The organism is Brevibacillus sp. NL20B1, from assembly GCF_018195675.1.
GTDB lineage: Bacteria > Bacillota > Bacilli > Brevibacillales > Brevibacillaceae > Brevibacillus > Brevibacillus aydinogluensis.
In genome coordinates this window covers 35159-59669 of record NZ_JAGTPT010000021.1, presented here as the reverse complement: position 1 = coordinate 59669, position 24511 = coordinate 35159, and the positions used below count along the sequence as shown (strand labels likewise).

The window sequence follows — 24511 nt, the reverse complement described above, 5'->3', positions numbered from 1 at the left end:
CGGTGGAACATGTTTAAGCCGGGGGAATGCGTTGTCTACACCCGTGACGGAGCCAGAGGAATCGTCATCGCGGTGAACGGGGAATGGTATCAAATATTCTGGGAGGACACCTTTGTCAGTTGGGAAAAAGCGGAGGTGCTGACGAAAGCGGAGCAGCTTTCCTGACGACAAAAAAGCGGGAGCCACGGCTCCCGCTTCCCAACTTTTCTATATACTGTTTCGCGACTGTGAAGAGATGGGACATGCCCGGTCAATCAAGACCAACGTCACTCAATAAAGGATACATCTGAGCGGCGTCACCTGTTTGCCGTGGATGCGAAAACATCCCAGAACCGGCTGTTGTCCGGCAAGGGACAGGACCAGATAGGCAGTCTCCGGATAACAGGCGTGCTCGATATCGTACGGCGATGGATAAGCGGGAGCGGCCGGATGAGAGTGGTAGATGGCGACAAGACGTTCCCCTCTCTGTTCCATTTGGGCAAAGACCTGGCGAATCTGTTCCTCTCTCATGGAAAACGAGAAGGGGCTTTTATCGGCGTTCTCCATCTTCCAAATGGTCTCCGCCCGTCCGCATCTCCCCGACAGCAGTCCACATGCTTCATAGGGCTGTTCAGCAGTGCAGTGGACAACCATCTCTCGCCACACATGATAAGCCAGCGGCAGGACGATGCCTATGGGACTACGGCTTGAAACGCCTCCCGCAGCAACCGCCCGATCTTCGTTGCGGCAACGATTTGACCACGTGCGACTTGCCCCATCCGGTATGTCCTGGAGGGGATACGTGCTGCTGACTGTTGCTCGGAAGATGGGGGTGCGTGTGGACAGGCCTCATTTGCCGTTGTCTGTAGAGTGCGCGGATCTGATCCGGTGTCATGAAAATCCCTTCCTTTCCTTCGGCGTATACTATGATGTATTCGTCGGCGGAAAGGAAGGGAACGGCGGTTGCACAGCGGAGTGCAGTCGGGGAAAGGACGGGCGGTCTGGGTGCATGGTTACGCGTTTTTAAAGGGATTAAAGGCAGTGACTGCAGACGTGTGCGGTTTGAGAAAAGAGGCGTGAGCGCTGTTGGACGGCAGTCTCAACACGGGCGTGCCTCCCGCTGCCAGTTGCTGTTGCTGGGCAGCAGCAGGGGATTCCATCCCTTTTTTGCTTCGCGATTCGCGTGACTGGTAATCGTGGATGGCCTGCCGGTACTTTTCTTCTTTTTTCTGCAAGTCTTTGATCGTCTTCTTCAACTCCTGGCGTTCCCGCTGCCATTCCGCTTCCTGCGCCTGCAAGCGGGCGATCACTTCTTCCTTCTCCTTCAGCTGCTGCTGATAGGTTTCTTCCCGCTCCGATTGAGTCGATGCGTGTATCAATTTTTGCTGTAATTCATCAATCTGCTGCTGCCATTCTGATTTCTCGGCCTGATGGCGGGCGATGATGTCGTCCCGCTGGTGAAGCAACTGCGTCAGCGCTTCCTCGTTTTGCCGGGAAGATTCAAGCTGCTGCGTCAGTTCTTCAAGCGCTACCCGCCATTCGGCTTCTTTTGTCTGATAGCTGGCGATGGTCTCTTCCAGCTGCTTGATGCGCTGGGCATCGTCGGTTGTTTGTTGGTGGTACTCCTTGAGCTCTTGGTTCAGCAACTCCCATTTTTCGCTCCACTCCGCCTCTTTGGCCTGATAGCGGGCGATGATGTCGTCTCGCTGGTGAAGCTGCTGCGTCAGTTCTTCAAGCGCTCCCTGCCATTCGGCTTCTTTTGTTTGGTAGCTGGCGATGGTTTCTTCCAGCTGCTTGATGCGCTGGGCATCGTCGGCTGTTTGCTGCTGGTGCACCTTGACTTCTTGGTTCAACAACTCCCATTTTTCGCTCCACTCCGCCTCTTTGGCCTGATAGTAGGCGATGATGTCGTCTTTTTGCTGCAGCAGCTGCGCAACGTCCTCTGAAAGCATCGCCCCCTGGGCTTCCCTTACGATTTCCCTCCACTCTTCCAGGGTTTTCTGCCATTCCGCCTCCTTTTCCTTGTAATAGGCGATGGTTTGGTCCCGTTGTTCAAGCAGGACAAGCTGACTTGCCTCGAGTTGTTCAAGCTCGTGCACCCGGTCTTTCAGTTCGGCCACCACGCGGTTCAATTCGTCTGCCCTGCGCTGTTGCTCTGTCAGTGATCGTTTTACCTGTTCCAGGTGCTGGTTGTGCCATTCTTCCCGGTCCCGCAGTTCCTTCAGTTTTTTGCTGGCAAGCTGTAGTTCTTCGTAGTACTGGTTCGCTTTCGCTTCAAAAAACTGCGCTTGCCGCTTCAGCAGGAGAAGCTTTTCCTTCTCCGGCTTCGCTTTGCTGGAGGTCTTTTTTTTCAGCACCGTACGTTCCTCCTTTGCAGTGTGTGTTCCCCTATAGACATATGTAAGGGAGCGGGAAGTGTGAAAAAGCGGAGAAGAGTTAGGCTGTTACGGCCGAGTATATGTTTCACTTAAAACAGAAACGGGAGAAGAGCAACTCTTCTCCCGTCGTACTGAAGACAAACCGGTTGTACCGAGGAGAAGCACGTTTCCAGGCAGAGCGACTTGTGAGCCCTACCGAGCGGAGCTGCGATTTGCGGGTAAAAGGATCGCCACCGTTGAACAGGCTGCGTAGCTATGCGGCTTTGGCGATCCCCCGCAAATCGATGCGGAGCGAGCAGTTTGTGCTTCCTTGCTGGGCGAGCACGGAGCGGATGACGGAAACGTGTTCTCCTTGCAACGGCCACTTTGTCAACACACAAACGGGAGAAGAGCAACTCTTCTCCCGTTTTGTATCGATTCTGGCGAATTACGGAATGGACGGCGTCGGGATTACATCCGGGAACGTTACGCAGTCTTGGACCAGCAGCTGCTCGTCGGGGACAATCGTAAGTGCTGCGGAGAAGATGGGGAGTCCGGCTCCGTTGGTCAGCAGCAGGAGCACGACGTCCGGCAGCCCCAGACCGGTTTCGGCCAAGACGAGCGTGTAGTTCACCGTTTCTTGCGTGCCTGTTGCCGTGAACGTTCTCACGCCGGTACCGGTAACGACAAGACCGAGGAGGATGGTCGGCAGAACGATTCCCAGACCAAGGTCCGGCAGAACCGTGATGCACGTCGGCGAGCTGATCGTCGTTGGCGTGAGGCTGAAGCTTTGGTCGCCGGGGATGACGTCAGGCAGCGGTGTCGGACCAGGCGTATCGAAGAAGTTGAAAGTGAACGTGCTGGCCGACGGATTGCAGCTCGGGCAGATGTCGGCGATCAACTGTACGGTACCGATTTCTACCGGTGCCAGCGGCGGCAGGCCGAGGCTTACTGTTACGCCGGTAAGCAGCGTATTGACTGTAGCCTGGCAGTCGCAGTTCGCACGCGGGAAGATCGTCGGGCACTGCGGCGGGAAGACGATCGGCGGGCAGCGGAAACCAGGACCGGGGGACGGTGTCGGTACCGGGATGTCGTTCGGACGCGGTGCGCAGAACTTGGCCAGTACCTCCAGTTTTACTTCCGCTTCCACCTGGATTTCCTTGCAGATCGTGATCTCCAATTCTACCATGCCGCCGAGCAGAACGCTGCCGATCGGCGTGCACTCGATTGCGGTAATCCGGCAGAGAATGTTGTTTTCGTCCAGCGGCTCCGGCAGGCAGAGCACCACTTCGTCATCAAACTGGATGGTCGCCGGGAATTCGCACAGGAACGTACCATCAGCAAAAATGCGAAGCAACACAGTAGCACCGAACAGGAACCGGACAACGCCTACGCGGACGGTAGCACCGCCAACCGTGATCGTCTCACGGCGAATGCCGATGACACGGCAGGAAAATTCGGGCGAAATCGTGGGTTGCGGTTTCGGAATCAGCGGGAACGGCGGCGGTACGATCGGTTCCACGCACTGAATCGTAATGTCCTGTCCCGCACGGATGGCTTCGTCAACCAACGGCCGGCAGTCGTCTGGAATGGGAACCTTGTTGCGGTCCCTGTTGGCAAATACAACCCAGTCGTACACCTTTTGAACGCGGATGCACTCTTCCTGCAGATTGTTGGGAATCGGCGGAGGTGCGGTTGGCGTCGGTGTAGGTGTCGGCACTTGGTAACCCCTGATGGGCTTCACTTTATGCACCAGTACAACCCTTCCTTTCTATAGGGTATTTGATTTTGCATTACATACTATGGAGGCAGCGGGAGATTTGCTTGTCAACGAATGCCCATTTTTCGCGCAGCCTTCGCTTCGTGCCCTTCTGTTTAGAAAGGAATGGCGAACTGGCGCATGAACCAGTCGTCGTCGTATTTGCGACGGGCGAAATACCGCAGACGCTGGGCCACGGCCCCGCATTGCAGCACCTCGCGCTCAATCCGGTTGGGATCGGCGTGGATGATCAGTTTCTTGCAAGCTGCAATCCGCGATTCGTTAAAGTGGCTGTACGCCATTCGCAGCATGTTGTAGTACACATGCTCAAACTCCACTTTGTACGGATGGGCTTTTCGGAACAGGTGGAGGATTTTGACCGAGGGTTGTACATGGCAGCGGTAACCAAACAACCATAATTTTATGGAAATTTCGATGTCTTCAAAGCCCCAGACGCGAAACCCTCTGTCAAAACCGCCGATGTCCATAAAGACGTGTTTCGGCATGGCCAGACAGCCGCCGGGGAGGATGGCGGATGGTTCCGGTCGGTTTACATGCCGGGTCCAGACTACGCCCAATCGCTGGTCAAGCGTCTGGCCGTAGCCGACCTTGTGGGGCTCCTGCATCGACGCGATGGCGGGAGATACCGCATCGGTGCGCCCGGACTTGATCAGATCGACGAGACCGTCGATCCAGTAATTCGGAAACGTCAGATGGGCGTCACAGAAAATCAGATAGGTGCCTTTGGCGTGTTCCGCTCCCAGATTTCTCGCAGCAGCTGCGCCGATTCCAGGCGTGGTGATCAGCTTGACCCGGCCATTCTGTTCTTCTGTTTGCAAAAAGGCGCAGCAGTTGTCTGAAGAACCGTCATCCACCACGATGATCTCATACGGATAGCGCGTTTTCGCGGCGCGAAGCGATTCAAGCGTGGTGCGCACGTTGTTTCCCTCATTTTTGGCCGGAAAAATGACGGAAACCAACGGCAGGTGTTCGTCCGACATGGGATCACTCCTTTCTCCTGACATGGTATGGCAGAACGAAGAAGGGGGTACCCGTCTTCTCGGAAAATGACCGCTTCACGTCTCACGCATGGTGCCGGCTGTTCATACACTAGACAGCGGATGGGGAAATACCCATTGGAGGAGTGAATCGCATGGACGTCGAGGTATATTACGCGGGACAGCGCAGCGGGACCATACCGTACATGTCGGTTCCCGCCTTTCGCCTGTTCTGCAAACAGAATGGCTTTCAGCTCAGATGGGATGCCGAACAGAAGCGGATTGAGCTCGATTCCGGGCTAAAGGGGAGAGTCTGTGTCCTGGCGGTGGGAAAAGCCGGAAAAGACGCCTCCTACGAATGTGAGATTTTGAACAGGGTGCAGGCGTTTCTGTCCGAGTACGGGGCAGAGGTCGTGATCGGAGAACCGGCGAAGATTCTCAAAAAAGATGTGGCGATCCGCTTTAGCGTCAAGGAGATCCGCGCATCCGTCTCCCCCAAGTTGATCGTGTTTCGCAGCGAAAACGAGTCACGCAGGACGCTGGTTGACTGCCTCCACCATGAACTGAAGCAAACAGGGATCAACTGCGTGGTAAAACTGCTGCGGGAAGCCCGCTCTGCTTCCTCCGGTATCGCGGTTCAATTTCAACTCCCTCAGGGAACGGATGAACAGCAGCGCAAGGCGTACGCAGAATGCATCGCCTTTTTTCTCGCTTCCGGAATCCTTCATTACTTTCTCACCGGTCTGCGTATCTCACCGCTGTCATACCTGTCGCGCCATCTGCTGAAAGCGTTTGGGGGCAGCGCTGCTGCGGAAGAGGCGGATTCGGCAGATGCAGCAAAGAATGCGGGGGAGGAAACGGACGCATACAGCGCCGCCGGGGTGAACGAACAGCAGGAAGCGGCTCCAACGGAACCTCTGGAGACAGAGGCGGCCTTGGGCGCACAGACAATCGATGTGCAGCCTGATCCTGACACGGCTGAAGCCAGGACGGACGAGGCGGAGCCGCAAGTTACTGTGCAGGAAGCTGTCCCTTTGGCGGAAACGTTCCGGCAGGCGGAAGCAAGGCGGCTGGAAGCAGAGGTGTTTTTCGACTACACCGTGCTGCGGTCCGATGTCGAAAACCGGCCGTTTTTGCTCATCGGCAATATTTGCGTAAAAAATACGGGAACAGAAGCGCTGTACAATCCGGTTGTCTGCCTTCGCGCCGATCCGCCTGACAGCATCAAGATGGGGGGACAAATCCTGCCGCCCAATTTGGTGGAAACGCTCGCCGTGCAAAGTTCTGCAGGGATCAAAGGGTGGCGGTATCTGGAGAATGACTGGTTTACGCAGGCGAAAGAACGAGGGGAGTACTGGATGGCACCGATTCATCCCGTGAGGATTGAGCCGAACACAACCGAGATGTTTCAGAATTTCCAGTTCTCCGTCACCAAACCGGAAACCGGAAACACCGTGACGGTCGAGGGCTATGTATTCTTTCAGGAACAGGGGCTGCAGTTTGCGGCCAATAACCGGATCGCCCTTTCCTTGTAAGCGTAAGAGGTAAAGAACCAAGAACGTATCAGGAAAAGGAGTGGGATGTATGGAAGGCGTCTCGTGGCTGGATTTGGCGATTCTGGTGCTGGCCAGTTTTCGCCTGACCCACTTGATCGTGTTTGACGAAATCACTGCGTTTCTGAGAGCGCCTTTCTTTACGGAGAAGTATGAGACCGACGCTGTCGGTCAACTGATCCGGCATATCGAATTTCACGGGGAAGGCTTGCGCCGCTGGCTCGGCATGCTGCTCAGCTGCCATTGGTGCGTAGGCATTTGGGCGGCAGCGGCAGTCGTCGCGCTTTACGTCTATGTACCGGCCGCCTTTCCTCTGCTGCTGCTTCTCGCTGTCGCAGGTGCAGCGGCCGTAATCGAGACCAAGTTGTACACGGGGTGACGGTTGCGGCTATGGCGTGCGGGACGCATGCTGAATAGTTTGATAGAGCCGTGCTTCGTCCTGGGATAGAGGAAGCACATCCTCCGCGATGAAGCTGACCTGCCGCTTCATCGGGTACACCTGATTTTCAAGAGAGATAAACCGCGACGAAAAGATGGCCACGTCGTTTTTCAACCGGCTTTTGTCAAGCGGTATCTCCAATGAAAACGATGGTTTTGTGATCTGGTGCACAGCCATCAGCCGTCCGTTGACCACGACGGAACACTGGAAATGGACCCCCTGCTCGTATGGGGACGGGATGTGCTGGGATGATCTTCCCTTGACCAGCAAGAGGTGGGCCGGACTGCTCGGATCTGCTTCCACCGTTGCCGTGAACATGGGGGGGACCCACAAATCCTTGTACCGGTTCATGTGCGTGACCTTGGGAGTCTGTTTGCGGGCGGCGTTGGCCTTGATTTGGCGCAGCAGGGAGTAGGTGCCCATGCGCAGGTAGGGAGCCGCGTACCTCATCCACGTATTTGAGATCGAGCCGAAGTGCTTGACGACGGTTTGCAGGACTTCCGGAATCCCGACCGAGTGCCATTGGGTTGCAGTTTTGGAGCTTTCGTGAACGCGGGTATTTGCCAGATGCTCGGGGATGTAGCCGATGGTGTAGTGTTTGGCTATGCGAATCCACAAGTCGTAATCCATGCAAAAATGAAGGGATTCGTCCACACCCCCCAGCTGTTGAAACACGTGCTTGCGGAAAAACGCGGCAGGCTGGCAGACACAGCAGCTCTCATACAGGCGTTGGAGCGTGGCGGTGCTGACCGTGAGCGAAGAAGAGGCACGACTGTTTTTGTTGATGACGAAGCAATTGCCATGCACCATTGCCCATTCCGGATGCTGCCGCAATGCCTGCACGGCTTTCCTGACCGCTCCCGCCACGTACGTATCGTCGGAGTTCAACCAACCGATAATCTCCCCTTTTGCCATGGCTACTCCTTTGTTGACCGCGTGGGACTGGCCCCGGTCAGGCTCGGACACGAAGCGAAACCGCTCCCCCAGAGTGCTGCTGTACTGCTGCAGGAGGGCAACTGTGCCGTCCGTTGATCCTCCGTCCACCACGATGTGCTCGATGTTCGGGTAGTCCTGGGATAAAACGCTCTGGATCGTTTCCGCGATAAAGCCCGCCTGATTGTAGGAGGGGGTGATGATGCTGACGAGAGGAAGATCCTGTTGGGACATACGTCTCACTCCCTTCCAAAATGAAATGCGGCAAAAAGGGGGCCCGGGTCAATGCACTCGGCCTCCCTTTTTGCGCTATTTCCCATCGTCATGCGGTGCGGTTACAAATAATCCGGCACCAATCCGGGATTGCGGAAATTTGGCTTCCAGCGGGACGTTAAAGAGCATGAACGACTCGGTCCATGTTCCTCCCATGTAAGAAAGCCTCCTTTCACTTTCTCAGACAGATGTCGTAGAAGCCTTTGTACTGGGCGTAGTAGTCGTCGTAAATCGCCAACAGCTGCTGGACGGTAGCAGGCTGCTCCCGGCTCAGCGAGATCCGCGAAAAATGCTTGAGCACCCGCGCGGCGTCTTCCCTCGTGGTGCCGTACCGGTACAGGTGATACGGGGAGTACTCCGCGATGATCGTCGTGTCCTTGCTCACCAGCGGCAGGCACGCTTCGATAATGGCGAAGTCGGCCCCTTGCGTGTCAATCACGATCAGATCCATCAGCGGGGGAACGGTGAAGCCGTAACAATTGCTGAACATCTCCACGGGGTTCACCATCTGGATTTTGTAAGGCAGACTGCGGAAGATCGATACTTCCATGTCGCTGCTTTTCGGCATCGCACAGCGGTGATCGGACGAGTCCCAGGCGCTCTTGAAAAACGAGATGTACTGCCCGCTTTTTCCCAGCGCGTAGGGAAACGCATGAATGTTCTGAACCTGGTTGAGGTGAAGGTTCACCGTCAACAGAGCGAAATTGAGCGGGTCAGGCTCAAAGCAGTAGATGGTCGCCGACGGCTCAGCCTTTGCCAGATAGATGGCCGCCGAGCCAAGATGGCCCCCGGCATAGAGAACACGGCATTTCGGCTTTAACAGGCTCCGCGCATGCTCCAGCGAATCGCTCCAGAGGCGGTTTCCGCTGCGAAAACCGGCTCCCGCCACTTTGTCGTCGAGATGGGTGATCAGCTGCATGGTGAGATTGTTCAACGTCACGTGTGCGATCGAAAAAGGATACAAACCCGTTCCTCTCCTTTCATGACCCCGTCAGGTCATGCAGAGTTTGGTGGAAGAGACTCGTGTCACTGTGCCATTGAATATGATATGTGCAACACAGTCGTTTTGAAACGGGACAGCTTCATCATGCGGCCGTTCATCCCGGCGGAAGAGAGAATACCTATTTTTGTCCGTTTCAATATCACCCCTCTTTCCTTGTTCATAAAATAGTGCAGGCCAAGACAAAAATCGGACAGAGGTGCAGTGGATGAAACTCATATTGCTATCAGGAGGGTCCGGAAAGCGACTGTGGCCGTTATCAAACGATGTACGGTCCAAACAGTTTTTGAAAATGCTGCGCAATCCGAACGGCGAGTTGGAATCCATGGTGCAACGGCTGTGGAGGCAGTTGGCTGCCAACGGCTTGCTCGATTCTCTGTACATTTCCACCAGCAAAACGCAGGCGGACATGATCGTGAACCAGTTGGGGACGGCGGTGCCGCTCATCCTTGAACCCAAGCAGCGGGACACGTTTCCTGCGATCGCACTGGCCGCCAGCTTTTTGTATTCCAGAGAGGGCGTGGGCCTTCAGGAAACGGTTGCGGTCATGCCCGTCGATCCCTACGTCGGGGAAGATTTTTTCGCGCTGATCAAGCAGTTGGAGCACGTGCTCGACCAATCGGGAGCCGATCTTGCGCTGATCGGGGTTACGCCAACGTATCCGTCCAGCAAATACGGCTACATCGTCCCTGCTGAATCAAAAGCAGACAAGATACAGCCGCAGATGTACCGCGTCCTTTCGTTTACGGAAAAACCGTCTGAGGAGCAGGCAAAGTGGCTGCTGAAGCGGCGCGCGCTCTGGAACTGCGGCGTGTTTGCGTTTCGCCTGGAAACGATGATCAAGGAATTGGAGAAAAGAGGATACCCCGTTGAGTACGACGCGCTGATTCAGCAGTACGACCGGCTGCCCGCGATCAGTTTTGACTACGAAGTGGTGGAGAAAGCGGAACGAGTCGTCGTCGTTCCCTACGACGGAGAGTGGAAGGATCTGGGCACCTGGAACACGATCACGGAGGAAATGACCGTGAATCTCGTCGGAAAAGGGCACCTGGACAACGGATGTACCAATACCCACGTGATCAATGAATTGGACCTGCCGATTGTCGTCATTGGAACGTCCGACGTGGTGGTGGCGGCCAGTCCTGACGGCATCCTGGTATCGGATAAAGCGAAAAGTCACCGCATCAAAGATATTGCGAAAGAGTGGAACCACCGTCCGATGTTTGAAGAACGGCGCTGGGGGTGGTATCAAGCGATCGGTTACCAGACCACGGACAGCGGGGCCGAGGTATTGACAAAGCGGCTTCACATCCATGCTGAGCGGAATTTGAGCTACCAGTATCACCGTCATCGCTCAGAAGTGTGGGTAATTGTCGCCGGCGAGGGTGAATTTGTGTTGGACGATCGCCTGCGGCATGTTCAGGCCGGGGATGTGCTGGAAATTCCGGTCGGGGCCAAGCACGCGATCAAGGCCACTGCCGATCTGGATATCATCGAAGTGCAGATGGGAGACAGCCTGGTGGAAGACGACATCGTCCGCCTGTGTCTCTCGTGGGAAGAGATCATGGAGCGGGTAAACCGTGACCAGCTGGAGGGAGGAGCATGAAACGCTGGATTGACAAGACCATCATGGTGACCGGAGGCTCGGGCTTTCTCGGTTCCCATGTGGTGGAACGGCTGAGGGCGGCAGGCTGCAGCCGGATCATTGTACCGCGAAGCCGCGATTACGATTTGCGCAATCAGCAAACAGCCATGTCGCTTATTGAGCAGACAAAGCCTGATTTGATCATTCACCTGGCGGCTTCGGTTGGAGGAATAGAAGCAAACCGCAAAAATCCGGGGGCTTTTTTTTACGACAACTTGTCCATGGGCATTCATCTGATGGAAGCGGCCAGGCGCGGCGGTGTGGAAAAATTCGTGGCCTGCGGAACGATCTGTTCCTATCCCAAGCACGCTCCTGTACCGTTTCGGGAGGAAACATTGTGGGACGGCTATCCGGAAGAAACAAACGCTCCCTACGGGTTGGCCAAAAAGATGCTCCTGGTGCAAAGTCAAGCCTACCGGCAGCAATACGGGTTCAATTCGATTTTTTTGCTTCCCGTCAACCTGTACGGGCCGCGCGACAACTTTGATCTGGAGACGTCTCATGTGATTCCGGCGTTGATCCGCAAATGCGTGGAGGCCAAAGAGCGTAACGAGAATCACATCGTGGTCTGGGGGACAGGACAGGTCACGCGCGAATTTCTCTATGTCGAGGATGCTGCGGAAGCCATCGTGCTGGCAGCGGAGCATTACGACGGCGATCAGCCGGTCAACATCGGCACGGGGGAGGAAATCTCCATCAAAGATTTGGCGGAGCTGATCGCCAGGGAAACGGGTTTTACGGGCGAGATACGCTGGGATACCGGAAAGCCGGACGGACAGCCGCGCAGATGTCTCGATGTCCGGAAGGCCAGGGAGTACTTCGGATTTCAGGCCCGGGTGTCGCTGCGCGAGGGATTGCGCAGGACGATTGCGTGGTACGTCGCGCAGCGGGCGCAAAGAGGCTAGCAGCTCTGCACGTTTACGACTGATCGGAGGGGAACATATGGAACGATGGGATGAAGGTATCGGTCCTCCCCGTGATTTTTACAACTCCACGGAGGATTGGGCGGCCGCAGCGTATCCGGATCAGAAAAGTGCGGCGGGCGTGTATCGGAAATGTCCGGTCGAACCGTTTCGCTATGATCCCGGCCGTTTCCAGCAGCCGATTGACCCTTCGATGTGGACGATGTATGGCGAACAGCTGCCCTACTACATTGCCTTCATGCCGAACGGAAGAGTGTGGGGGGAGAACGGCGCGGTAATCAGTCCGGACAACAAACTGGTATGGGATGTCTCCCATGAGATGTACCGGCTGCCGCAGGAGCATTCCGTCTTTGAACAGGAATATCTGCCGCCCGTCACACGTCTGCCCGGGACCGCTGCGCTGTTGACATATGTGGGCAATTCCAACTATTTTTTTTGGATGTTCGACGTATTGGCGCGGATGGAACTTTTGCGGCGAGAAGGGATCGCCGTCGACAAATACCTGATCAATCAAAAGCGCCAGCCGTTTCAGGATGAGACGCTTGCGGCACTCGGGGTAACACCCGATCGGCTGATTGAATGCAAAAGCGATACCCACATCTGCGCATCCAATCTGGTCATTACTCCGCCGGTGGCATACTCCGGCCACGTGCAAAAATGGGTGTGCGACTTTCTGCGCGAACGGTTCGCCGGGTGGCGTGCAGCCGCGTCCGGCGGGAAAGGGGAACGCCTCTACATCAGCCGCTCAGGGGCCCGTTACCGACACGTGCGCAATGAAGAGGAAGTGGTTGCTCTACTGGAACGGCACGGATTTACCCGCATCCATTGTGAGGAGTATTCGGTCGCCGAGCAGGTGCGCCTGTTTGCGTCAGCACAGGTGATTGTCGCACCGCATGGGGCGGGCCTTGCCAATATTGTCTTCTGCCGGCCGGGAACAAAAGTAATCGAATTCTTCTCTCCTCACTGGGTTCGCCAAACATACTGGATGATCAGCTGCCACTGCGATCTGGATTACTATTACCTGATCGGCAGGAAGCGGAAGCTGGTCTACGATGTGTGGTCCATTCGCTACCACATCGAAGACGATATCGTCGTCGATCTGAAGAGACTGGCCGGACTGCTGAAACTGGCCGGCTGCGCATAGCAACAGGGGCGGAAAAGGAAAAAACGGGGTGCTTGCCATTGGGCCAAGCACCCCGTGTCTATTATTCCTTCCAAAACGGTTTGAATGACGCGGCATGCGCGAGTCGCGCCGCTTGCCGCATGCGGCCGACTGCAGCTTACAGCCGGGGAACCGGGCGGCGATGATCCCTGATCCACTGCGCGATGCCGGCGGGATTTGTCAGATATGCACGGTAAAACTGCAGCTCCTGATACGAGAGAGGAAGCACCTGATCGGCCAAAAAGCTGACGACGCGCGGCTGCGCCGGGGAGCCAAGCTTTATGTTCCACGATGCGAAAATGTCCAGTTCATGGTTCGTCCGATCCGGCGGGAGCGGAAATTCCACGGTAAATGACGTCCCGTTCACGGCGATTGTTCCCGTCATGCTGCCGTTTATGACGTAATGCAGGAAAGCTGATTGGGACGCGGACGGCCCGGCCGGTCTTGCGCCCCTGATCAGCAGCGTGTGTGCGGGAGATTGCGGATCGGATTGAATCGAGACGTGAAAATTGGGCGGGACCCACATGTCCGGGTGGCGGTTCATCGCTGTGATTCGCGGTGCGTTGCCAAAAACCGCGTGCGCCCGAAAAAAGTTCAGCAGCGGAAACACGCCTTTGTTGTGGTGGAAGTACAGGTATTCCATCACCCAGTCGTTTGACACGGTACCGTAGTGTTTAGCGCTCGTCCGGAACACTTCCTGAAGTCCTACCGTCGGCCACTGGGTGACCGATTTGGATGCGGAATGATACCTGGCTTTTGCCCAGAATTCGGGCACATAGCCGATGCGGTGGCGCTTTGCGATGCGGATCCACAAATCGTAGTCCATACAGAAGCTGAGGGTTTCATCCAACCCTCCCACATCGTACAAGACCTGTTTGCGGACGAAGGCGGCAGGCTGCAGGATGTTGCACCGTTCAAACAGTTTCAGCCGATCCTGCGGCTTGACGGGAAACGGCCTGACCGGCAGGTTTCGCTCGTTGGCAACGTAGCCGTTTCCGTGTACCATCCCCCAGTGAGGGTTTGCCATCAGGGCTTGAACCGCTCGGCGGATGGCGCCGGGCATATACGTGTCGTCCGAGTTCAACCATCCGATTATCTCTCCCCGCGCGACAGACAGGCCTTTGTTGATCGCGTGGGACTGACCGCGGTCCGGTTCGGATACGAAGGTGAATTTTTCGCTTAGCTGGTTGTATTGGGACAGGATCGCAAACGTGTTGTCCGTGGATCCGCCGTCAATCACGATGTGTTCCACATGCGGGTAATCCTGCTTCAGCACGCTTTCGATCGTTTCTTGGATGTACTTTCCGTGGTTATAGGAGGGGGTGATGACGCTCACAAGCGGAAGCGATTGGGTGTCCATGGGCCTCACTCTCCTATTTGTGTGTTGGGTCCTGGCGTGCAGTCAACCAGATGTCCACATAGCCTTTGTACTGTTCGCAGTGTTCGTCATAAAACGAAAGCAGTTGGTCAACGGTAACGGGGGCGGGCATGACATTTTCCACCCGCGAGTTTACGATTTCCGCCCGGGAAAAGAGGCGAAGCAGGCGTTCTACATCCTGCCTGGAAGTGCCGTGGCGGTACAGGTGATAGGGCGAATACTCCGCAATCACGCCGGTATGCGGGCCAATCATCGGCAAACACGCTTCCAAAATGTCAAAATCGGCCCCCTGGGTGTCGGTCACGATCAAGTCAAACGAGCGAGGAGCCTTGCTGCGATAGCACGCTTTGAGAAATTCCGGGGGCTGCACGATCGGGATGCGGTAGGGGAGGTCGTGAAAAATGGTAACGTCCGGATCGTCCATTCGGGGCATGGCGCAGCGGTGGTCGGATGAATCCCAATCGCTTTTGTAAAAAGGAATAAATCCTTGTGTTTTTCCTGCTGCAAACGGAAACGCATGGACGTTGCGCACCTGATTGATCTCCAGGTTCACCGTCAACAGCGCGAAATTGATCGGGTCAGGTTCAAAACAGTAGATCAGCGCGGTTGGCTCCACCTTGGCCAGAAAAATCACCGCTGAGCCGACATGGCCGCCGGCGTAGAGAATCCGGCCATGGGGTTTGAGATTTTTTCGCGCGTGATCCAGGGCGTCCGACCACAGCTTCTTCCCGCTCCGTAATTCGGCGCCGGAAATCAGATCTTCCAGGTTTGTCACAAGCGTCATGGTGACGTCATTCAATGATACTTCCGAATGCGTAAAAGGGTGCATGGCTGTCTACCTCCGTACAAAGATGCCATTAACCTGAAGCACTTCCCCTGTGGTGTAGTCTGCAAAATCCCTTTCCAGATAGAGCAGATCAAAACCCAGGCGATCCACGTAGTCAATCATGGCCGGATACAGCAATTGGTGCTGGTACAAAGGGACAAGCGACAGTTCCATTTCCAAGATGTCTACGTGGGGCAGCGTCCGTTGGGCCCCCTTGAGAACCTCCAATTCGTATCCCTGGACGTCCAGCTTGAGGTAGACGCGTTCGTGCGCGTGTATCAGTGACGGCAGCAGCGTATCCAAACGTGTGATGACGATGGTTTCCCTGCCGACGTAGCGCGAATCGGGAGCGCCGATCACGTGCCGGTCCAGCATCGGCAAAAGGGAACTGCTGTAGGAGTTGCCGGCGATGTTGATGATGGCCTGGCCTTCCGTACTGCCGAGCGCCACCTGCTTGCAGTCCCAGTGGGGATCGCTGGAGGCCAATTGCTGCAATTGGGCAAATTCCTTGGACAATGGTTCAAAGGAGACGATTCTGCCGCGATACCCTTGCTGTCTCAATTTGCTGGCGAATTGTCCGGTATTGGCACCGACATCCAGCACAAGGGCAATTCGTTTATGAGCAATCAATTGTGATCTGTTGGGAAACTGGCGGAAGACCCAGTCAAAATTGCGCGTATCCAAGGCAGTGCGGACGGCGTGTTTCAGGAATTGACGATTGTCCATTACAGGTTCTCCCCTCATCGTAAATGGCTGGCATCCGGATTTTGCCTTATAGAGTAGGATATGATCGCTTCACCCGAATGGTTTGGACAGCAGTGTCTTCGTGTTTCAGTTTTTTTTTCAAAACGCTGTGCGTTCTCCCGCGGTCGGTCAGCCGCAGATGAAGGCCGCCTCACGTCCTGCTTTCCGGAAACATCGCCCGGTCTCGCCGCGGATTCGCTTTGCATAAGTTATCGTATCGTGCCGGGAAACATAACTTCTTACAACGAAGGAGGGATATGTGGTGGCTGTGGAAGATCTACCCTTGGTGAGCATCATTACGCCGTCGTTCAATCAGGGGCATTTTATCCGCCAAACGATTGAGAGTGTGCTGCAGCAGGATTATCCCAATCTGGAGCACATCGTGATTGACGGCGGATCGACAGATGAAACGCTGGCGATATTGGAGCATTTCAGCCAGGTTGACACGCGCTTTCGTTTCGTGTCCGAGCCTGACCGGGGTCAGTCCCACGCGATCAACAAGGGACTGGCGTTGGCCAGGGGAGCGATCATCGGCTGGCTGAATTCGGACGATACGTATGAGGCGGGGGCGGTCATGAAAGCCGTGAAGGCGCTATTAGCGCATCCCGAATGGGGGATGGTTCACGGCAAAGCCTATGTCATCAACGAATACAATCAAAAAGTTACCGTCTTTCCGTTTCCCCCAAAACTGCCGGTCGACGCCCGCGAACTGTTTGAATGCTGTCACATCTGCCAGCCGTCCGCTTTCATCCGGAAAGAGGTGATAGAAGAGGTAGGCGGAGTGGATGAGAAGCTGAATTTCTGCATGGATTACGACCTGTGGATTCGGATTGCCAAAACGCATCGCATCGGCACCATTGATGACTTTTTGGCCAACGCCAGATATCACGGCTCCAGCAAATCGGGCACGCAGTGGGAATCCATCGGAATACCGGAGGTGCTAAAAACCAGTCTGAAACACTTCGGGGCCATTTCCAACACGTGGCTTGCCGACCATTACGTCCCCCATTACCGAAAATACGGAATCTACCGGATCCTGCGCGATGTGAAAGCATACCAGATGTTCGGCAATACTCCGAAGCTGGTGGACATGAACCGATACCCGGACAGGATGGTGCCGATTCAGCTCGTCCTGTCCATCGAGGTCAATCCCGAGCATCCGCTTGACACGCTCTTGATCAAGGGACAAATTCCCCATCATATTCCCGCCCAGCCGCAGAACATTCAGCAGTTGACCGTAATGCTCAACGGTCAGCATGCCGGCAGCGTTCGCATACCCGCAAACCTGTTTGAGCTGGAGATTCCGCTTCATTCCGATCAAGCGGAGAACCGGGTAGAAATCTATTCTTCGTGGCATGTCATTCTTCCTGACAGTCAGGCAAACAGGCGAGTGTGCAGTTTTATGGCCTACGAGATTATGCCCCTGTCCCGGGAAGAAGCGGCGTTTTACCGTGTGTTTACAAAAGAGCAGCACAGGCTGAGAGAGTGGATTCGCGAAAACAGGCAGCCTGTTCCCCGACTCTGATCCCGCTCACCTATTTTTCACGCCCGTCCGCCAACGAACACGCCGCATTGAACATGCATGCATATCATAGCAGCATCGGAAAACAAGGCAGCACGTGCCAAAACTTGCGTGAGGGGGTGGCGGGCAATGAGCGGACACTTCATGCAATCGCCCACACTGCATGCCCGGTTTCTGGAAATACAGGCAAAAGTGGCGCCCATCCAGGGATGGGTGTGCGATCAAGCGGGCATGGTGCTATACCAGCTCGTGCGGTTTTATGCGCCTACCGGCACGGTCGTGGAATTGGGATCGTGGAAAGGACGGTCTACCGTTTGGCTGGCCCATGCTGTCAAAGACCGGGGCGCAGGCCGCGTATTTGCGGTTGACACCTGGGAGGGCACGAAAAACGGGGGACCTGATGAACAGACGTGCAAGACGTTATTGAAAGGGTATAAGGAAAACCAGCTGTTCGAAGAGTTTTTGCAAAATCTCACCAACGCCGGCGTGGCCGATTGTGTGCAGCCGCTGCGAGGAGATACGGGGGCTACTTCCTGGCATTTTCCCAGGAATAATCCGATCGGTCTGTTGTTTATCGATGCTGACCACAATTACGAGGCGGTGAAGCGCGACTTTTGGTCGTGGAGTCCGATGGTGCCGGCCGGAGGCTATGTCGTGTTTGACGACGTTCCGTCCTGGCCGGGACCCACCCGCCTCGCTTCGGAACTGCCTGCCTCGTACAGGCGGATCTACATGGGATGGAACATTTGCGTCTTTCAGAAGATGCAAGGCTGAGCTGTTACTGGAGAAGGGAGGGAATCGTCCGCATGAACCCTGCCGATTTTTTGGCCGGAATCTCGTTTCGCAGGATTCGGCCGACCGACCAACTGCCGGAGAACATGTATTTTGCCGACGATTTCGCGCTGCAGTCAACCAATACCGTGCTGCCGGCAGACGGATTAAGGTTGACGGAAAACATCCGCAGCGTGTGGGACATTCCCAAAATGTCCACCTTTGCGATCGGAGCCATCCTGAACCGCCTCGTTTCGCAGATGGCTCCCGGACACGCATACGTGAATGTCGGCGTGTGGCACGGATACACGTTTTTGGCGGGACTGGTCAACCACCCCGACAAAATCTGCATCGGGATTGACAACTTTTCGGCATTCGGCGGACCGCGTGACCGTTTCCACTATTACTTTCAACGGCATAAAAGCGGGAACCACAAGTTTTACGAGATGGATTACGTCGAGTATTTCCAACGCGTGCACAAGGAGCAGATCGGCTGCTACATGTTTGACGGGCCGCACGACTACCACAATCAGCTGCTGGCGCTGCAGCTCGCCGAACCTTATTTCGCCGATGGCTGCGTCATCCTCGTCGACGATACAAACTGGGCCGATCCGCGCCGAGCCACCCTCGACTTCATCGCATCCAGGCCCGGTCGTTACCGAATCCTGATGGATGTCCAGACGGCCGGCAACGGTCACCCGACATACTGGAACGGCTTGATCGTGTTTCAAAAATGGCAGGAATCCTAGGTTGTGCCCCCGTTGCACAGACGGATAATGCAACGCCTCTAAAGGTGGGTTACCGCTTTAGAGGCGTTGTCGTTTTGATCCGCACAAAGCGGGCTATGGGGTCTGAAACAGGTGTCCGACCGCTTGCTTGAGCGTCGCCAGTTTGGTGTCTGCCTCTTTCAGAGAGTCACCCTTGACGCCGACATACAGCTTGATTTTTGGCTCTGTGCCCGACGGCCGGACGCAGAACCAGGATGCGTCATCCAGCACGTATTTGAGCGCGTCGGTTTTCGGCAGGGTCAAGAGATCGGTTATGCCCAGGGCGATATTGTGGCGTTCGCCCGTCAAGTAGTCTTCCACGACAGCCACCTTTTTTCCGGCGATCTCCGTCAGCGGCCGGCTGCGCAGGCGGGACAGAGTGGATACCATTGCGGCCATGGTGTCTTTGCCCCTGCAGGTGATCGCATGCAGGTCTTCCCTGTAGTAGCCGTACCTGTCGTACAACTGGAGCAATGCGTCGTACAAGCTTCGCCCTTCAGCCTTGTGGCAGGCGCAGGCGTCGGCGATGAACAAGGCCGCCTGCACGGCGTCTTTGTCACGGACGATGTCAGCCATCAGGTAGCCGCAGCTCTCCTCATAGCCAAACTGGAAGGTGTACGCGCCTGTTTTTTCAAACTCGCCCAGTTTCTCGCCGATGTATTTGAATCCGGTCAGCGTGTCGACGGTGGTCAGCCCGAAATCAGACGCGATCGCCCGTCCCATCTCTGACGTGACAATCGTTTTCAACACGACGCCGTTTGCCGGAAGAGCGCCGCTTCGCTGTTTTTGCGACAACAGGTAATGCAGCAGGAGCGCTCCGGTCTGGTTGCCGGTCAGCACGACGTAGTCTCCCTGGGGGTGCTTCACGGCCACCCCGAGGCGGTCACCGTCCGGGTCGGTTGCCAGAACCAGGTCGGCCCCGACTGTTTTCGCATACTGAATGGCCAGGTCAAACGCGTGATGTTCCTCCGGGTTGGGGGAGGAGACGGTGGAAAAGGAGGGGTCCGGATCGGCCTGCTCCCTCACGACTGTGACGTGGCGGTAGCCAAAGGCGTCAAGTCCTTTTGTGATCGCTTCGTACGTGGTGCCGTGGAGCGGCGTGAACACGATGCGGACGGGATCGCCTGCCGGTTGGACGGCGGGCGGGATGCGGCGGCGGTGCAATTGTTCCAGATACGCCTTAAGCAGCTCGTCGCCAAGCGAACGCAACAAGCCGCTCGCCCGAAGCGACGATTCTTCAGCCGTCTCAATCCGCAGCTCGTCGCCTGCCTCTTCCATGTGTCTAAGCAGCATGTCGGCAGTCGCCGGCGTAATCTGTCCGCCGTCCGCGCCGTATACCTTGAACCCGTTGTATTCCGGCGGATTGTGGCTCGCCGTGATGACAATGCCGGCAAACGCTCCCAGATGGCGAACGGCAAACGACAGCAGAGGCGTCGGGCACAAGCGGTCAAACAAATGGACGCGAATGCCGTACCATCCCAGCACGTTGGCCGACTCCACGGCAAACGTCCGGGATTTGTGCCGGCTGTCGTAGGCGATCGCCACGCCCGCTTCCATCGCTGCTTTCCCGTGTGCGGTCACATAGCGGGCCAGACCCGCCGCCGCTTTGCGCACGGTGTACAGATTGATCCGGTTGATCCCGGGACCGAGCTCCCCGCGCATGCCGCCGGTTCCGAATGCGATCGGTCTGGCAAAACAGTCTTCCAGGGTGTGGGGGTCATCCCGCAGGCTGTCCAACTGGGCGCGCAGTTCAGGATCAAGGTGGGCGAACGTCATCCAGCGCTGATAGTGGTCCTGCCAATGTTGGGTCATCGTTGTTTTCACTCCCGCTTGATAGTACCAGTTGTTGTTAGGGTATTACCGGGTGTCGGTCCTGGTGAACGATGCAGTCAAAGGAAAACCGGAACCGGCCTTGCCCCGGTGCCATATATTGAGGAAGAATGTCATTTTGGCAGTCCGGGGGTGAGCCGTTGAACGAGCGAATCAGGGTCAACTGGGTCGGGCCGCAATTTGCCGGCCACAGCATCGCTGTTGTCAACCGGAATCTCTGCAGGCAGCTGGAGCGAGATCCTCGCCTTCTCCTGAGAATGGAAGTGCCGCCGGACGAAATCGGACGGGTGCCGTCCAGCCGCGCCGCTTCGTTTGTACCATTTTCCGATGCAGACGCTGCGGTTGTCCACGAGTGGACGCCCAGGTGGGTGAAGCCGGCCGGGAAGCGCCGGATCTGCATGCAGGCCTGGGAGTACGGAGCCATTCCGCGCGACTGGTTCATCCCGTTACAGGAAGACGTCGATGAAATTTGGGTGTACAGCACCTACAACAAGGAATGCTACGTGCGCTGCGGCATTCCGGAAGAAAAAATCCAGGTGATTCCGCTGGGCGTCGACGAAACGGTCTTTCGCCCGGAGGCTGCGCCGCTACGCGTGGGGACGGCAAGTTTTTGCTTTTTGTTCGTCGGCGGCACCATCACTCGCAAGGGGATCGACCTCTTGCTAGAGGCATATGTGGACGAATTTACGGCGGATGACGATGTATGTCTGGTGATCAAGGACAACGGGGCAGGCAGCTTTTACAAAGGACAGACGTTTCACGAAGCAATCCGTCAAGCAGCTTCCCGGCCGCGCAGCCCGCGCATTGTCTATCTGGACCTGCATCTCTCCGATGAGGAAATGGCGGGTTTGTATGCGGGATGCGACTGCCTGGTTCACCCGTACAGGGGAGAGGGATTTGGACTGCCGCTTGCGGAGGCGATGGCATGCGGCCTTCCCGTCATCGCGCCGGACCAGGGCCCCAGCCGCGATCTTTGTGACGGGCGGACGGCTTTTTTGCTCCCGGCCAGGGAGGTTGAGCTCCCCGCGCAGGGTACAGGTCTTCCGGAGACGGTGGCGCCGCCCTGGTGGCTGTCCGTCGACAAGCACGTCCTGCAAAAAACCATGCGCGCGGCCAGCGAAAACCGCTTGCTCGTCAAGCAAATGGGGCGCGCGGCCAGCGAGCGGGTGCGATCCGCCTTTACGTGGAAACACAGCGCAAAGGCCGTCTTCCGCAGACTGCAATCACTTGTGGAAAAGGAGTAGCGAGACCGTGACGAAAACAGCCTTCATCACAGGCATCACCGGCCAGGATGGGGCTTATCTGGCCAAGTTTCTGCTGGAAAAAGGATATCGGGTGGCTGGATTGCTTCCGCGGCGAAGCACCAGCAACCTGTGGAGACTGGAATACCTGAACATCGCGGACGAGGTGGAATACAGGGACGGAGACGTGTTGGATCTCTCGTCGCTGATCCGGGCTGTCAAGGCGGTCAAACCGGATGAGGTATACCACCTGGCGGCACAGAGCTTTGTCGGCTCCTCTTGGGAGCAGCCCATTTTGACCGCCGAGGTGACCGGTATGGGCGTGCTGCACATGCTGGAAGCCATTCGCGAGGTGGACCCGGGGATCAAAATGTATCAGGCGTCGTCCAGCGAACTGTACGGGCTGATCCAGGAACCGATGCAGTCGGAGCAAACCCCGTTCTACCCGCGCAGCCCGTATGCGGTTTCGAAGCTGTTTGGGTACTGGATGACGAAAAACTACAGGGAGAGCTTTGGCATGTTTGCCAGCAACGGCATCCTGTTTAACCACGAGTCTCCGCTGAGAGGGCTTGAATTCGTGACGCGGAAGGTGACCTACACCGTTGCGCAAATCGTGGCCGGCCGGAAAAAGGAACTTCGGCTGGGAAACATTCACGCCAAGCGGGATTGGGGGTTTGCGGGTGATTACGTGGAAGCGATGTGGCTGATGCTGCAGCAGGAAAAACCGGACGATTATGTGATCGCCACGGGAACCACCACGACGGTAGAGGAAATGTGCAAGATCGCCTTTGACTACGTGGGGCTGAATTATCAGGATTACCTCGTGATCGATCCGCAGTTGTTCCGTCCGGCGGAGGTGGACGTTCTGCTGGGGAATCCCGCCAAAGCGAAACGGGAGCTGGGCTGGATGCCCAAGACGGGATTGCAGGAACTGATTCACATGATGGTGGAGGCCGATCTGCAGAGAGTCAAACAGGCGTAGGGGATTGATTGAGGGATAAAGGGAGCATCAAGCAGCAGGCAAAAAACGTGAATCAACGCATCGGCATGTGCCGGGAAACAGTCTTGCCAAAGGCTGTTTTTTTTCGTTCCGGTTTCAAAACAATGGGGTGTCCGACTCAGAGGTGTTCACCTGATTGTGCTTAACCATGACCTGTTTATTCTTTAGGACAACCTGTTAAGGTTAAGAGGACATCCTAAAAAACATCAAACAATGAGCACAGTCGCGCAAACAGCAATAATGTATGGAATTTTTCCAATCTTCTTTACGTATTCGTTATGTGGCATGAAAGTTGCTTCTATCTCATGTCGAAGAGTCATATTCTAACACTTCAACACAAAAGGAGACAAATCATGAACGTAGTAGCCAAGGTATACCGAGGGGAAATCGTGGAAAGTTCTCACCTCGGCCATGTAGCTGTCGTCGATGCACAAGGAACCCTGTTGTACTGGTACGGCGATCCTCACCGTCTCACGTTTGCCCGTTCCAGCATGAAGCCGATCCAGGCGATCCCGGTGGTGGAGACGGGAGCGGCGGACCGATTCGGGCTGGAGCCAGCCGATCTGTCGTTATGCTGCGCGTCGCACAGCGGGGAGCTCCGCCACCGCGAACGGGCGCTGGCAATGCTGGTCCGCTGCGGACATACGGAAGCAGCGCTCCAATGCGGAGCCCACGTGCCGCGGGACGAGGAGAGCTACAAGCAGCTGCTTCGGGAGGACAAGCCGCTGACGCCGGTTTACAGCAACTGCTCTGGCAAGCACGCCGGGATGATTGCCACCGCCGTTCATTTGGGCGAAGATGTGGCCACCTACCATCACCCGGATCATCCGGTCCAGCAGCGCATCCTCGATGCGGTCAGCGACCTGACCAGCTATCCGCGAGAGAAGATTGCGCTGGCTGTGGACGGCTGCGGCGTGCCGGTCCACTGTCTGCCGCTGTCCCATTGCGCCTGGGCGTACGCGAAGCTGGCCAAACCGGACGTAATTGCCGCCCCGCAGCGGCGACAGGCAGTCCGCCGCATCACTGATGCGATGACTGCCCATCCGGAGATGGTCGGCGGCAATCACCGCTACTGCACCGATCTGATGCGCGCGTTTCGCGGCCGCGTCATCGGCAAGGCGGGGGCGGAAGCGGTTTACTGCCTGGGGGACCGGCAGACCGGGCTGGGCATCGCAGTCAAGATCGAAGACGGAGGAGCACGCGCCCTTTACGCCGTCGTAAACGAAGTCCTGCGGCAGTTGGGGATCGGGACGGACGGCCCGTTGGAGGAATTGGCGGCGTACACGGAGCCGGCCGTGACCACCATGAGTGGGGTGGCTGTCGGGCGCATCGCAACCAGATTTGCGCTAAACCGAGACAGCATCGACTTGCGCGCGTAATAGCGGATGGCCGCCTGGCCGCACCTGCGGTT

At 56.4% G+C, this 24511-nt stretch carries 23 protein-coding genes; 12 read left to right on the top strand and 11 right to left on the bottom strand.

Annotated elements, in window-relative coordinates:
• The first annotated feature begins 9 nt into the window (after positions 1-9).
• The gene (locus KDN35_RS14540) at positions 10-165 is read left to right on the top strand and encodes a hypothetical protein (protein ID WP_171566396.1); all 156 of its coding nucleotides are present in this window, start codon (positions 10-12) and stop codon (positions 163-165) included.
• Positions 166-270: 105 nt separating this feature from the next.
• Here KDN35_RS14540 and KDN35_RS14535 read toward each other — a convergent pair whose 3' ends face one another.
• The 5 genes from KDN35_RS14535 to KDN35_RS14520 all read right to left on the bottom strand — a co-directional run bounded on the left by KDN35_RS14535 (position 271) and on the right by KDN35_RS14520 (position 5096).
• The gene (locus KDN35_RS14535) at positions 271-633 is read right to left on the bottom strand and encodes a M67 family metallopeptidase (RefSeq protein ID WP_171566395.1); all 363 of its coding nucleotides are present in this window, start codon (positions 631-633) and stop codon (positions 271-273) included.
• Between the two features lie 359 nt (positions 634-992).
• Positions 993-2336, bottom strand: coding sequence for a coiled-coil domain-containing protein (locus KDN35_RS14530; RefSeq protein WP_212133067.1), 1344 nt, complete (start codon positions 2334-2336; stop codon positions 993-995).
• A 274-nt stretch (positions 2337-2610) separates the two neighbouring features.
• Positions 2611-2733 (bottom strand): hypothetical protein, encoded by a 123-nt coding sequence (locus KDN35_RS20125; protein WP_283092147.1) that lies wholly within the window; start codon positions 2731-2733, stop codon positions 2611-2613.
• A gap of 51 nt (positions 2734-2784) precedes the next feature.
• Entirely contained in the window at positions 2785-4056 is a 1272-nt protein-coding gene (locus KDN35_RS14525) for a BMQ_0737 family morphogenetic spore coat protein (RefSeq protein WP_230076676.1), read from the bottom strand.
• Between the two features lie 155 nt (positions 4057-4211).
• A complete protein-coding gene (locus tag KDN35_RS14520; protein ID WP_171566393.1) occupies positions 4212-5096 on the bottom strand; it encodes a glycosyltransferase in 885 nt (294 codons plus the stop codon).
• Positions 5097-5248: 152 nt separating this feature from the next.
• On the opposite strand from KDN35_RS14520, the gene KDN35_RS14515 reads away from it, so the two are divergent.
• The gene (locus tag KDN35_RS14515; protein ID WP_212133066.1) at positions 5249-6628 is read left to right on the top strand and encodes a hypothetical protein; all 1380 of its coding nucleotides are present in this window, start codon (positions 5249-5251) and stop codon (positions 6626-6628) included.
• Positions 6629-6677: 49 nt separating this feature from the next.
• Entirely contained in the window at positions 6678-7025 is a 348-nt protein-coding gene (locus KDN35_RS14510) for a DUF1360 domain-containing protein (RefSeq protein WP_171566391.1), read from the top strand.
• Positions 7026-7034: 9 nt separating this feature from the next.
• On the opposite strand, the gene KDN35_RS14505 is transcribed toward KDN35_RS14510, so the two are convergent.
• Positions 7035-8252: a glycosyltransferase family 2 protein gene (locus KDN35_RS14505; protein ID WP_171566390.1), complete on the bottom strand. Its 1218-nt coding sequence runs from the start codon at positions 8250-8252 to the stop codon at positions 7035-7037.
• Positions 8253-8463: 211 nt separating this feature from the next.
• Positions 8464-9255: an FkbM family methyltransferase gene (locus KDN35_RS14500; RefSeq protein ID WP_212133065.1), complete on the bottom strand. Its 792-nt coding sequence runs from the start codon at positions 9253-9255 to the stop codon at positions 8464-8466.
• Positions 9256-9499: 244 nt separating this feature from the next.
• Here KDN35_RS14500 and KDN35_RS14495 point away from each other — a divergent pair, with 244 nt between their 5' ends.
• Genes KDN35_RS14495 through KDN35_RS14485 form a run of 3 tightly spaced genes read left to right on the top strand, consistent with a single transcriptional unit; the run spans position 9500 to position 13003 of the window.
• Complete coding sequence (locus KDN35_RS14495) at positions 9500-10897, top strand: sugar phosphate nucleotidyltransferase (RefSeq protein ID WP_212133064.1); 1398 nt, start codon at positions 9500-9502, stop codon at positions 10895-10897.
• On the top strand, positions 10894-11841 hold the full coding sequence (locus tag KDN35_RS14490) for a GDP-L-fucose synthase family protein (protein ID WP_212133063.1): 948 nt from the start codon (positions 10894-10896) through the stop codon (positions 11839-11841). Before KDN35_RS14495 ends, KDN35_RS14490 begins: the two co-directional genes overlap by 4 nt.
• 37 nt (positions 11842-11878) lie before the next feature.
• A complete protein-coding gene (locus KDN35_RS14485) occupies positions 11879-13003 on the top strand; it encodes a glycosyltransferase family 61 protein (protein ID WP_212133062.1) in 1125 nt (374 codons plus the stop codon).
• Between the two features lie 136 nt (positions 13004-13139).
• Here KDN35_RS14485 and KDN35_RS14480 read toward each other — a convergent pair whose 3' ends face one another.
• The 3 genes from KDN35_RS14480 to KDN35_RS14470 are packed head-to-tail and all read right to left on the bottom strand — an operon-like array spanning position 13140 to position 15951.
• Positions 13140-14381: a glycosyltransferase family 2 protein gene (locus KDN35_RS14480; RefSeq protein ID WP_171566385.1), complete on the bottom strand. Its 1242-nt coding sequence runs from the start codon at positions 14379-14381 to the stop codon at positions 13140-13142.
• 13 nt (positions 14382-14394) lie between these two features.
• On the bottom strand, positions 14395-15228 hold the full coding sequence (locus KDN35_RS14475) for an FkbM family methyltransferase (protein WP_212133061.1): 834 nt from the start codon (positions 15226-15228) through the stop codon (positions 14395-14397).
• A 6-nt stretch (positions 15229-15234) separates the two neighbouring features.
• The gene (locus KDN35_RS14470) at positions 15235-15951 is read right to left on the bottom strand and encodes an FkbM family methyltransferase (RefSeq protein ID WP_171566383.1); all 717 of its coding nucleotides are present in this window, start codon (positions 15949-15951) and stop codon (positions 15235-15237) included.
• A 280-nt stretch (positions 15952-16231) separates the two neighbouring features.
• Here KDN35_RS14470 and KDN35_RS14465 point away from each other — a divergent pair, with 280 nt between their 5' ends.
• From KDN35_RS14465 to KDN35_RS14455, 3 genes are all read left to right on the top strand, one after another.
• A complete protein-coding gene (locus tag KDN35_RS14465; protein WP_171566382.1) occupies positions 16232-17494 on the top strand; it encodes a glycosyltransferase family 2 protein in 1263 nt (420 codons plus the stop codon).
• A gap of 126 nt (positions 17495-17620) precedes the next feature.
• Entirely contained in the window at positions 17621-18265 is a 645-nt protein-coding gene (locus KDN35_RS14460; RefSeq protein WP_171566381.1) for a class I SAM-dependent methyltransferase, read from the top strand.
• A gap of 32 nt (positions 18266-18297) precedes the next feature.
• On the top strand, positions 18298-19011 hold the full coding sequence (locus KDN35_RS14455) for a class I SAM-dependent methyltransferase (protein ID WP_212133060.1): 714 nt from the start codon (positions 18298-18300) through the stop codon (positions 19009-19011).
• A gap of 93 nt (positions 19012-19104) precedes the next feature.
• Here the strand turns inward: KDN35_RS14455 and KDN35_RS14450 are convergent, their stop codons facing one another.
• On the bottom strand, positions 19105-20841 hold the full coding sequence (locus tag KDN35_RS14450) for a phospho-sugar mutase (protein WP_212133059.1): 1737 nt from the start codon (positions 20839-20841) through the stop codon (positions 19105-19107).
• Positions 20842-20999: 158 nt separating this feature from the next.
• Here KDN35_RS14450 and KDN35_RS14445 point away from each other — a divergent pair, with 158 nt between their 5' ends.
• The 3 genes from KDN35_RS14445 to KDN35_RS14435 all read left to right on the top strand — a co-directional run bounded on the left by KDN35_RS14445 (position 21000) and on the right by KDN35_RS14435 (position 24479).
• Entirely contained in the window at positions 21000-22103 is a 1104-nt protein-coding gene (locus KDN35_RS14445) for a glycosyltransferase (RefSeq protein WP_212133058.1), read from the top strand.
• A gap of 7 nt (positions 22104-22110) precedes the next feature.
• A complete protein-coding gene (gmd, locus tag KDN35_RS14440) occupies positions 22111-23082 on the top strand; it encodes a GDP-mannose 4,6-dehydratase (protein WP_171566377.1) in 972 nt (323 codons plus the stop codon).
• 371 nt (positions 23083-23453) lie between these two features.
• Positions 23454-24479, top strand: coding sequence for an asparaginase (locus tag KDN35_RS14435; protein WP_171566376.1), 1026 nt, complete (start codon positions 23454-23456; stop codon positions 24477-24479).
• The last annotated feature ends 32 nt before the right edge of the window (positions 24480-24511 follow it).

What these genes read in the sequence shown, in the direction of transcription:
- KDN35_RS14455 (WP_212133060.1), top strand. Translation starts at nt 18,298, where the DNA reads ATGAACCCTGCCGATTTTTTGGCCGGAATCTCGTTTCGCAGGATTCGG.
- KDN35_RS14480 (WP_171566385.1), bottom strand. Translation starts at nt 14,381, where the DNA reads ATGGACACCCAATCGCTTCCGCTTGTGAGCGTCATCACCCCCTCCTAT.
- KDN35_RS14490 (WP_212133063.1), top strand. Translation starts at nt 10,894, where the DNA reads ATGAAACGCTGGATTGACAAGACCATCATGGTGACCGGAGGCTCGGGC.
- KDN35_RS14485 (WP_212133062.1), top strand. Translation starts at nt 11,879, where the DNA reads ATGGAACGATGGGATGAAGGTATCGGTCCTCCCCGTGATTTTTACAAC.
- KDN35_RS14435 (WP_171566376.1), top strand. Translation starts at nt 23,454, where the DNA reads ATGAACGTAGTAGCCAAGGTATACCGAGGGGAAATCGTGGAAAGTTCT.
- KDN35_RS14460 (WP_171566381.1), top strand. Translation starts at nt 17,621, where the DNA reads ATGAGCGGACACTTCATGCAATCGCCCACACTGCATGCCCGGTTTCTG.
- KDN35_RS14475 (WP_212133061.1), bottom strand. Translation starts at nt 15,228, where the DNA reads ATGCACCCTTTTACGCATTCGGAAGTATCATTGAATGACGTCACCATG.
- KDN35_RS14540 (WP_171566396.1), top strand. Translation starts at nt 10, where the DNA reads ATGTTTAAGCCGGGGGAATGCGTTGTCTACACCCGTGACGGAGCCAGA.
- KDN35_RS14495 (WP_212133064.1), top strand. Translation starts at nt 9,500, where the DNA reads ATGAAACTCATATTGCTATCAGGAGGGTCCGGAAAGCGACTGTGGCCG.
- KDN35_RS14535 (WP_171566395.1), bottom strand. Translation starts at nt 633, where the DNA reads ATGGTTGTCCACTGCACTGCTGAACAGCCCTATGAAGCATGTGGACTG.
- KDN35_RS14515 (WP_212133066.1), top strand. Translation starts at nt 5,249, where the DNA reads ATGGACGTCGAGGTATATTACGCGGGACAGCGCAGCGGGACCATACCG.
- KDN35_RS14505 (WP_171566390.1), bottom strand. Translation starts at nt 8,252, where the DNA reads ATGTCCCAACAGGATCTTCCTCTCGTCAGCATCATCACCCCCTCCTAC.
- KDN35_RS14520 (WP_171566393.1), bottom strand. Translation starts at nt 5,096, where the DNA reads ATGTCGGACGAACACCTGCCGTTGGTTTCCGTCATTTTTCCGGCCAAA.
- KDN35_RS14510 (WP_171566391.1), top strand. Translation starts at nt 6,678, where the DNA reads ATGGAAGGCGTCTCGTGGCTGGATTTGGCGATTCTGGTGCTGGCCAGT.
- KDN35_RS14450 (WP_212133059.1), bottom strand. Translation starts at nt 20,841, where the DNA reads ATGACCCAACATTGGCAGGACCACTATCAGCGCTGGATGACGTTCGCC.
- KDN35_RS14470 (WP_171566383.1), bottom strand. Translation starts at nt 15,951, where the DNA reads ATGGACAATCGTCAATTCCTGAAACACGCCGTCCGCACTGCCTTGGAT.